Source organism: Enterobacter sp. 200527-13 (genome assembly GCF_027924865.1).
GTDB classification, from domain to species: Bacteria; Pseudomonadota; Gammaproteobacteria; order Enterobacterales; family Enterobacteriaceae; genus Enterobacter; species Enterobacter ludwigii.
Genome location: NZ_BSCM01000018.1, coordinates 1 through 7,609, shown reverse-complemented (window position 1 = coordinate 7,609; position 7,609 = coordinate 1). Strand labels below are relative to the sequence as shown.

At 68.0% G+C, this 7,609-nt stretch carries 13 protein-coding genes; all 13 read left to right on the top strand.

Going from position 1 to position 7,609, the window contains the following annotated elements; genetic code table 11:
- Positions 1-420 (top strand): FKBP-type peptidyl-prolyl cis-trans isomerase (locus QMG44_RS24105; RefSeq protein WP_281853329.1); only part of this gene is annotated, 420 nt, incomplete at its 5' end.
- Positions 421-732: 312 nt separating this feature from the next.
- On the top strand, positions 733-1,680 hold the full coding sequence (locus QMG44_RS24100; RefSeq protein ID WP_281853328.1) for a MipA/OmpV family protein: 948 nt from the start codon (positions 733-735) through the stop codon (positions 1,678-1,680).
- 17 nt (positions 1,681-1,697) lie between these two features.
- On the top strand, positions 1,698-2,429 hold the full coding sequence (locus tag QMG44_RS24095; RefSeq protein ID WP_281853327.1) for a winged helix-turn-helix domain-containing protein: 732 nt from the start codon (positions 1,698-1,700) through the stop codon (positions 2,427-2,429).
- 18 nt (positions 2,430-2,447) lie between these two features.
- Complete coding sequence (locus tag QMG44_RS24090; protein ID WP_281853326.1) at positions 2,448-3,380, top strand: phosphatase PAP2 family protein; 933 nt, start codon at positions 2,448-2,450, stop codon at positions 3,378-3,380.
- A 13-nt stretch (positions 3,381-3,393) separates the two neighbouring features.
- Positions 3,394-4,230 (top strand): hypothetical protein, encoded by an 837-nt coding sequence (locus QMG44_RS24085; protein ID WP_281853325.1) that lies wholly within the window; start codon positions 3,394-3,396, stop codon positions 4,228-4,230.
- Positions 4,231-4,256: 26 nt separating this feature from the next.
- Complete coding sequence (locus tag QMG44_RS24080) at positions 4,257-4,382, top strand: hypothetical protein (protein ID WP_281853324.1); 126 nt, start codon at positions 4,257-4,259, stop codon at positions 4,380-4,382.
- Positions 4,379-4,507 (top strand): hypothetical protein, encoded by a 129-nt coding sequence (locus QMG44_RS24075; protein WP_281853323.1) that lies wholly within the window; start codon positions 4,379-4,381, stop codon positions 4,505-4,507. Before QMG44_RS24080 ends, QMG44_RS24075 begins: the two co-directional genes overlap by 4 nt.
- A gap of 200 nt (positions 4,508-4,707) precedes the next feature.
- On the top strand, positions 4,708-5,022 hold the full coding sequence (locus QMG44_RS24070; RefSeq protein ID WP_281853322.1) for an ANR family transcriptional regulator: 315 nt from the start codon (positions 4,708-4,710) through the stop codon (positions 5,020-5,022).
- A gap of 40 nt (positions 5,023-5,062) precedes the next feature.
- A complete protein-coding gene (locus tag QMG44_RS24065) occupies positions 5,063-5,500 on the top strand; it encodes a CaiF/GrlA family transcriptional regulator (protein WP_281853321.1) in 438 nt (145 codons plus the stop codon).
- Positions 5,497-5,961 carry a hypothetical protein gene (locus QMG44_RS24060; RefSeq protein WP_281853320.1) on the top strand — a complete coding sequence of 155 codons (465 nt, stop codon included), beginning with the start codon at positions 5,497-5,499 and terminating at the stop codon, positions 5,959-5,961. The genes QMG44_RS24065 and QMG44_RS24060 overlap by 4 nt, the downstream gene beginning before the upstream one ends.
- Complete coding sequence (locus tag QMG44_RS24055; protein ID WP_281853319.1) at positions 5,958-6,362, top strand: hypothetical protein; 405 nt, start codon at positions 5,958-5,960, stop codon at positions 6,360-6,362. Before QMG44_RS24060 ends, QMG44_RS24055 begins: the two co-directional genes overlap by 4 nt.
- A 4-nt stretch (positions 6,363-6,366) precedes the next feature.
- Positions 6,367-7,044, top strand: coding sequence for a hypothetical protein (locus QMG44_RS24050; RefSeq protein ID WP_281853318.1), 678 nt, complete (start codon positions 6,367-6,369; stop codon positions 7,042-7,044).
- Positions 7,045-7,058: 14 nt separating this feature from the next.
- Positions 7,059-7,604: a hypothetical protein gene (locus QMG44_RS24045; protein ID WP_281853317.1), complete on the top strand. Its 546-nt coding sequence runs from the start codon at positions 7,059-7,061 to the stop codon at positions 7,602-7,604.
- Positions 7,605-7,609: the final 5 nt, after the last annotated feature.

Genomic DNA, 7,609 nt, shown 5'->3' with positions numbered 1-7,609 from the left:
GAAATCTACATGGAGAAGGCCCGCGAGGTGCGCGAGCGCCAGCAGACCGAAGGGCGGGCGTACCAGTCGGCCTTTATGAAAGAGAAAGGGGCCTCCCGCGATGCGGGCAGTCTCTACCGGGTGGTGGATGCCGGCCGGGGTAAGCGCATTAAGGCTTCCGACATGGTGACCCTGTCGGTCAGCGGTACGCTGCCGGACGGGACGGTATTCGACGGGAGTGGCCAGAGCGGGCAGAGCAAGACCGCGAAGGTCGGGGCCCTGATGCCGGCGGTGGCGATTGGCCTGCAAAAAATCTCACGGGGCGGACACATTAAGGTGGTGGTCCCGCCGGAGAAAGGCTATGGCGATGCGGGTTTGCCGCCGGTTATTCCGGGCGGGGCGACCTTAATCTTTGATATTACCGTCGCGGACGAGGGCTGAGGCACAAAACACTCACACCTGAACCTGACTGACTAACCCCTCCGGCCTGTCGGTCTGAGGGTGCGCCGCAGGCCGGCGCAGACAGAACGCGATATCTCAGCGTGCAGGGCGTTTTTAAACGCCGTCCTGCGCGACGGGAGCGGCTGTGCCTTTTTTCGGGGAGGCGATATTTCGCACCCGAATAAGGCGCAGTCCTGAAATAAAAAATACCGGACTGAACAGGCGTCCGGAAATACCCGACAGGGGTGTTTGTGCTGCCGGGAAATAACAAAAACACACACTTTGCGACCCCGCAAAATAAGGAAAATAACGATGAGTCAGAGCGTACGACATAACACTTTATTATTCCCGCACCCGACGGGGAAGACACCCCGTCTGATGACGCTGGCCGCCCTGATGGCGGGCGCCGGTCTCCTGGCGGCCCTCCCGGGTCTGGCCCTGGCGGCAGAGGCTGAGGCCATTGTGCCGGTTGAGAGTGCGGCCGGCACGCCGGTGGCGGCACATCCTGCCCCTGCGGCGGCCTCCGGTCCCTCCCTGACGGTGGGGGCAGGCGTGGCGGTGAACCCGATTTATCAGGGCTCGTCCCGCTATGAGCCGTTCCCGTCGCTTGCCGCGAAGGCGGTCCTGCCGTCGGACAACTGGGGGACCTTCACGCTCTCGTTCCCGGAAGGGCTGCGCTGGGACCTGCCGGATGTCTCCACTGTGGGTCTGGCGTTCCTGCTGGGCTATGACCCGGGTCGTAAGGAAAAAATCCGCTACCTCGGGGGCAATAACCACCACCTGCGCGGCATGGGTGACCTCGACAGCACGGCGCTGGTCGGGGCAGAAGCCTACCTGCGCCTGCCGGTCGGACGTCTGTACGTGCGCGGGATGCAGGCCGCGAGCAGCCGGGACTATGGCGGGGATGACCTCGGGCACACCACATACCTCGAAGCCGGCGCGGCGAGTTCCCTGCCGCTCTCGGCGGCCCTCACCCTGGATGCGTCCCTGTACGGCACCTGGAGCGACAGCCACGACATGATGGCGCGCTTTGGCGTGACCGGACGTCAGGCGGCGCGCAGTGACTTCAGCGAGTACCACGCCGGGGGCGGGATGCGGGATGTGACGATGAAGACCGCCGTCACCTGGCACCTGCAGCCCCATGTCGCCCTCCAGGGTGGCCTGAAGGTCTACTCCCTGGTCGCCGGTGCCCGCCACAGTCCGCTGACGGATGACACCGTCGGGGCCGGGGCCTTCCTCAACGCTCTCTACACCTTCTGATAAATCCGGAGGCCGGTATGCGCTATCTGCTGATGACGGACAACCACCTGCTCGCGCACCACTTCGCTGTGGTCTGCGCGGACCGGGGGAGTGTGTCTGAGACCCCCTGCGGCCCGGAGGCGGCACGGGATGTGAGCCCCTTCTGGCTGCAGGAGCGCCGCACGGATGCGCTGCTGCTGGACCTGCCGGAGCGCCTCGCCCTGCGCGCCCCGGCAATCATTAATGCCTGGCGCACCCGCTGTCCGGGCGTGCCGGTGATGGTGGTGATGCCCGGGGCCACGCCGTACACGGTGCGGGCGGTGCTCGGGGCCGGGGCCGACGGCTGTCATGACGACACCTGCGATGTCCGGGTACTGGCCGCCCGGGTGGAGGCCCTGGTGCGCCGGCGTCTCGGGTGGTACCGCACCGAAGTGCTGGACTGTCCGCCCCTGCGTCTGGAGACCGGTGAGCGCCGCCTGACCATCGCCGGTGAGCCGGTGTTCCTGACCAGGTTTGAGTTCCGGGTGCTGGAGGTGCTGGTCCGTCATCACGGCCAGGTCCTGAGCCGGGCTGACATCCTGATGCAGTTCTGCCCGGAAGGGCAGGTGGATGAACGGCGCTACCGGTCACTGGAGACCATCCTGTGCCGCCTGCGCCAGCGGCTGGCCGGATTCCCGCAGGTCCGGGGCCGGCTGAGCACCTGCCGGGGACGGGGCTACATGCTGGATATCCGCGACGCGCGCACCCCGCCAGTGCGTCGCACCGGGTAACCGCCAGGAGAGCCCTGAATGAAAAACGCAAAAACCCGGAACGCCGAACGCAAACAACAGACACGACACACAACACACAGACACCAGAGAGGAAACACCGCGATGACCCTGATACTGAACACGCATCACCTGGCCTGGCTGGCCCCGCTGGCGGCACTCCTGCTCCCGGGCCTGGCGCAGGCCGCAGACACTCCGCCGGCGGGCGCTGCCCCGGCGGTGACCGACCCGCACTTTACACTGGCGCCGGGCTATCTGGCACCGGCGAGCCTGCCCCTGCGCCTGGCCCTGCTGGGCGCCCCGCCGGCGGACGGCTCGGCGGCACTCGCCCGTGACGAGGAGGCGCACCGCGCCGCGATGTCCCTGAAAGGTTCGGCGCGCGAGAAGCTTGCCGCGAGCGATGCGGAGCTGGAGTTCCCGGCCCCGGCGAAGACCTTCGCCTGCGCCCTCGGGACTGACATCAGCGAAAAACAGACCCCGCATCTCTACACCCTGATGCAGCGGGTGCTCTCCGATGCGGGCGGCTCGACCTATGCCGGGAAGAACGCCTGGAACCGCACCCGCCCGTTCGTGGTGCACGGGGAGGGGACCTGTCAGCCCTCGATGGAGCCCCTGCTGCGCACCGACGGCTCCTGGCCGTCCGGTCACTCGGCGGCAGGCTGGGCCTGGGGACTGATTCTGGCGGAGGTGCAGCCTGAGCGTGCCACCGAGGTGCTGGCCCGCGGGCTGGCGTTTGGTCAGAGCCGGGTTATCTGTAACGCCCACTGGCAGAGCGACGTGGATGCGGGCCGCCTGATGGGGGCGGCCACCGTCGCCACCCTGCACGGCAATAAGGACTTCATGGCGGACCTGGCGGCCGCGAAGCGGGAAGTGGCTGCCGCCACCCGGGCCGGCATCAGACCCGGACAGGACTGCGCGGCAGAGCGCGTGGCCCTCTCCCTGACACAACACTGAGTGGGGTGACCCTATGCAGACCCTGAATCTTCAGCTTCACACCCTGCGTGCCCGCCTGAGTGCTGCGCGCAGCACCACCGGACTCACGGCCTCCGCCCTGTGGCTGGCGGCCCTTGTGGCCCCACAGGCCCTGGCGGCACAGACCGCTGTGGAGGCTGAGCCGGCCTCTTCAGCCGCACCGCAGTGGCAGTTCACTGTCGCTCCCTACCTGTGGGGCGCGGGTATCCGCGGCAACGTGGGTCACAAAACCACCGGGACCCAGTTCGTGAAGTCGGACTTTCATGATATCGCCCGCGACCTTGACGTGGCGGCGATGACCATGGGCGAGGCCCGCCTGGGGCCGTACAGCCTGCTGGCGGACGTGATGTACATCGACACCACCACGAAGACCCGCCTGCCCGACGGGGCGCCGGCGAAGCACCTCAATACCGACAGCAGGACCTTCTCCGCGTTTCTCGGGGGCGGGTATGCCCTGCTTGATGCCCCGGCGCTGCGCCTCGATGCGGCCGGCGGTATCCGGGTCTGGTACAGCAGCACCACGCTGAGCCTGCACGGCGGTGACGCCGGCGGCACCAGTGGCAGCGACAGTGCCACCTGGGCTGACCTGATGGCCGGCCTGCGCGGGCGCTACGCCCTGGCACCGTCCGTCTGGCTCTCGGGCTGGGGGATGGCGGGCGCCGGGCAGTCCCGGGCCGACTGGGATGCGGCCGCCCTCGTGAGCTGGGCGTTCATCCCGGACATGCAGATTGCGGCGGGGTACCGGGCGATGGGGGTGAACTACCGCCACGACGGGTTTGTGTACGACATGGTCCAGCAGGGTCCGCTGCTGGGCATCAGCGGCCGGTTCTGAGCCGGCATCAGGAGGCAGCCATGCAGATGCAACAGATACAGCAACAACAGCAGCACCGGGCGCACCGTGCCCGCCGGGGCGGCCACACCGCGACTGTGATGCTCATTCTCACCCTCGCGGCCCTGGTGGCCTGGTTATGGGGGCGGGTATGAAGCGTCAGGCGCAGCTCAGCCGGCAGAGCCGGTTCACGGACGGGGCAGTGCTGTTGATTGTCCTCCTGCTGGTCACGGGGCTCTGTGCCGTGATGACTCTGGTGGAAATGGTCTTTCTGGCCTGAGGGGAAAAGATGCGACTGACGTGGTGGGTGCTTGCCTGGGTGGCACTCGGATTACTGGGGCTTGCCTGGGCAGGCTGGATTGCGGTGCTGATGATGATCCCCGTCTGAACAGACCGGGGCGTGCTGCGAATACGCCAGCCAGCCCGTTAACACATCAACAACTGAACAACTGAACAGATAAACACAGCAAGGACATCAGGATGAACGACGACAAGGCAGAGAAGGCCGTCGCCCGTCGGGGCAGGCGGTCACTGAGTGATGAGATGGCACTACAGGCGGACACGAGCCAGTTGCGCCAGAGCGGGCAGGCCCGCTACCGGCAGTTTGCGGCCATGGCTGCCCGGGACGAGCGCGAAGGGCGCTTTGCCGCGGCCGCCGAAAACTGGAGTGAAGCCCTGAAAACCGCGCGCGGCGAGAACACGGAGTGGTGCCAGTCCCGGCTCACCCTGTGTCTGCTCTACGCCCGCACACCCTCCCTGCCGCAGGCCATGAGCGAGCGGGCGAGCGGGCGCTGACTGTGCCCCGAAGACCGGTACTGAACAGAAGGAGAGACGCATGAAAAAGACCACTGTCGCGCCCGACCTGATGACCCCGCAGACCGGGGCTCCGGTCATGAGCGCAGCCATGATGCCGGCCACCACCCGACCGCCCCTGTGGCTGCAGGTGGCCCGGTGGTGTCTGGGATGCAAAATCCCGGTCAACCGGCAGCTGATAGCGCAGGCCTTTGCCATCCCGGAGCGCCAGGCGGCTGACATCATGCTCTACATCACCGGACGACGCGCCGATGTGGTGCAGGCCCGGCGCCGGGTGGCGGTGATGCCCGGCGGGATGCGCGAGGCGACCCTTGAGGTACTCAGTATCCGGGAAGAGGCGGTGCCCCTGCGCGGGGCAGCCTCCCATCAGTCTCCCCGCAGCCCCCGCACGGAGGCTCCGTCACCGGCGGCGCTGCGTGACCTGGTGCTGGGGAGACGCCGGCCCGGAGGTGCGGCGTGAACGCCGGCTGGGTGGTGGCCGGGCATCTCCTGCTGGCCCCGATGCTGGCAATCAGCCAGCCGCCCTGGTCGGGGATGGTGATGATGCTGGTGCGAAGCGGCATGACCCTGCTGTTCCTTCTGGTGCTGTGGGTGCTGCTGATGCTCTGGTGGCGTCGCCGCGCCCGCGCCGGTGAGTCGGAGCCGCGTTACTTCCGTGACTGGCTCATCCCGCTGGTGCTGGCCGGTCTCGGGCTGGCCCTGCTGTGCAGTCAGGACCGGGGGAGTGTGGATCACCTGTTTCAGCGGGTGGACAACATGCTGATGAACGGCCGGCTCACGGAGGTGCAGCCGGATGTCACCCCGGAGAGCTGGTATGACGTGCTGGGGATACCGCCGGAGGACGGGGCGGGTGACGACGCTGACCCGGGCGCGCCCTTCCTGCCTGACCGGGCGGACCTGGTGACAGGAGAGAGCGAATGATGACCGACAACGCTGAACTGACGCTGTTCTGGTGCGGCCTGGTGCTGGTCCTGATGGTGCTGGTCCATGAACTCAGCCGGCTGATGCCGTGTCGCACCACGCGCTACCTGTTCCTGCCCCCGGGGCCGGGACTGCGGTGGTGGCAGTACCCGCTGCTGGCAGGAATTATCCTTGGCCTGCTGCTGCCGGCGAGCGAGCTGATGCTGCAGTCCCGTGACTGGCAGACCGCCGGGGGTGTCCTGCAGGTGGTGGCCCTGATGATTGCCGGCCAGCTGCTGTTCGGTGGCCTGCGGCGTCTGCCGGCCCCGCTCGGCTGGTTGCGGCCGGTCCCGGCCCTGCTGCTGAGCCTGATGCTCGCGCGCAGCGGCTGGCTGCTGGCGGTCTGGTACCTGACGGAGTGATGTGATGACGGACGACCTGCAGCAACAGCGGCAACAACAGCATCAACATCAGGACCCGGAGCCCGGCGAAAACCGCAGCGCAGTCACGCGCTGCCCCGGGCGGGTGGGCCTGCTCCCGGACTGCCGCTATATGCAGACCGGACTGGAGAGCCTGGCGCAGGCCCGGGGCCTGTCGGTTGAGCTTCTGACCCGGACCCCGGCCGACCTGGCGGGCCCGCCGGTCCCGGTGAGCCGGGTGATATGCCACCTCAGTGGTGACCTGGCCGGCCGGCTGGCGCAGGTGGCCCGGCTCGGGGAATACCTGCAGACCCGGGGAGACAGCCTCCCCGTGACCCTGCTCACCCGGGAGCCGATGCCCTGGCTGTACGGCACCCTGCTGCACCTGACCGGACGGACGCAGAGCCTGCAGGCGGTGTGGACCCTGGATGCGCGCAGTCCGCTTGCGGACATCGTCGACCTGCTGTGGGGCACAACCCCCACAACCGCACACCGCCTGAAGGGGCGGGAGAGTTACACCCTGGCCTCCGGCCTCACCCGGCGCGAGCTGACGGTGGTGAGGGCGGTGCTGGCCGGGGAGCGAATACAGGACATGGCGCAGCGGACCGGACTGTCGGTCAGCGCGCTGTACGCGCAGCGCCATCACGGCCTGCGCAAACTGGGGGCCGGGACGGGCATCCGGTGATGAAAGGAGAGTGAATGAGGAGCAGAGCCTGCAGGACCGCCCTGATACTGCTGCCGCTGCTGATGGCGGGCATGCACCACCCGGTGGTGCATGCCGGCCGCCCGGCTGCACAGGAGAACACCATACTCTGGCACTACCCCCACGCGCGACTGCGGGTGGACTGCACCCTGCCGACCGGCACGGTGGTCGGGAGTGTGACCCTGCCGCTGCCCCCCGGGACACCCGCGGGCGACAGCAGCCTCGGTACCCGGGCCGGTGAGCGGCGCGACTGGGTGCTGCTCGGTACCAGCCTGCCGGGCCTGATGGTCCGGGCGGCCCTGGACCGCAACGGTATCCGCGAGGGCGATGCGCCCCCGCCGACCGTGCTGCGCCTGGAGCTGGTGATGGACGGGGCGGTGAAGCCCGGGTGGCTGACGCTGCCGGCTGAGCCGCTGTGGTGGAGCGTGTACGACCCGCATACCCGGGCCCGCCTGTGGCGTGCACGGATAGTGTGGAAGGGACGCATGAAAGTGGAAACGGAGGACGAGGATGAACCCGGAAGCGAAAAAGGCTGTGCCTGACGACA

Excerpts from the sequence above, each read along its gene's own strand:
- QMG44_RS24080 (WP_281853324.1), top strand. The coding sequence starts at position 4,257 with ATGCAACAGATACAGCAACAACAGCAGCACCGGGCGCACCGTGCCCGC.
- QMG44_RS24095 (WP_281853327.1), top strand. The coding sequence starts at position 1,698 with ATGCGCTATCTGCTGATGACGGACAACCACCTGCTCGCGCACCACTTC.
- QMG44_RS24085 (WP_281853325.1), top strand. The coding sequence starts at position 3,394 with ATGCAGACCCTGAATCTTCAGCTTCACACCCTGCGTGCCCGCCTGAGT.
- QMG44_RS24065 (WP_281853321.1), top strand. The coding sequence starts at position 5,063 with ATGAAAAAGACCACTGTCGCGCCCGACCTGATGACCCCGCAGACCGGG.
- QMG44_RS24070 (WP_281853322.1), top strand. The coding sequence starts at position 4,708 with ATGAACGACGACAAGGCAGAGAAGGCCGTCGCCCGTCGGGGCAGGCGG.
- QMG44_RS24050 (WP_281853318.1), top strand. The coding sequence starts at position 6,367 with ATGACGGACGACCTGCAGCAACAGCGGCAACAACAGCATCAACATCAG.
- QMG44_RS24075 (WP_281853323.1), top strand. The coding sequence starts at position 4,379 with ATGAAGCGTCAGGCGCAGCTCAGCCGGCAGAGCCGGTTCACGGACGGG.
- QMG44_RS24100 (WP_281853328.1), top strand. The coding sequence starts at position 733 with ATGAGTCAGAGCGTACGACATAACACTTTATTATTCCCGCACCCGACG.
- QMG44_RS24090 (WP_281853326.1), top strand. The coding sequence starts at position 2,448 with ATGAAAAACGCAAAAACCCGGAACGCCGAACGCAAACAACAGACACGA.
- QMG44_RS24055 (WP_281853319.1), top strand. The coding sequence starts at position 5,958 with ATGATGACCGACAACGCTGAACTGACGCTGTTCTGGTGCGGCCTGGTG.
- QMG44_RS24045 (WP_281853317.1), top strand. The coding sequence starts at position 7,059 with ATGAGGAGCAGAGCCTGCAGGACCGCCCTGATACTGCTGCCGCTGCTG.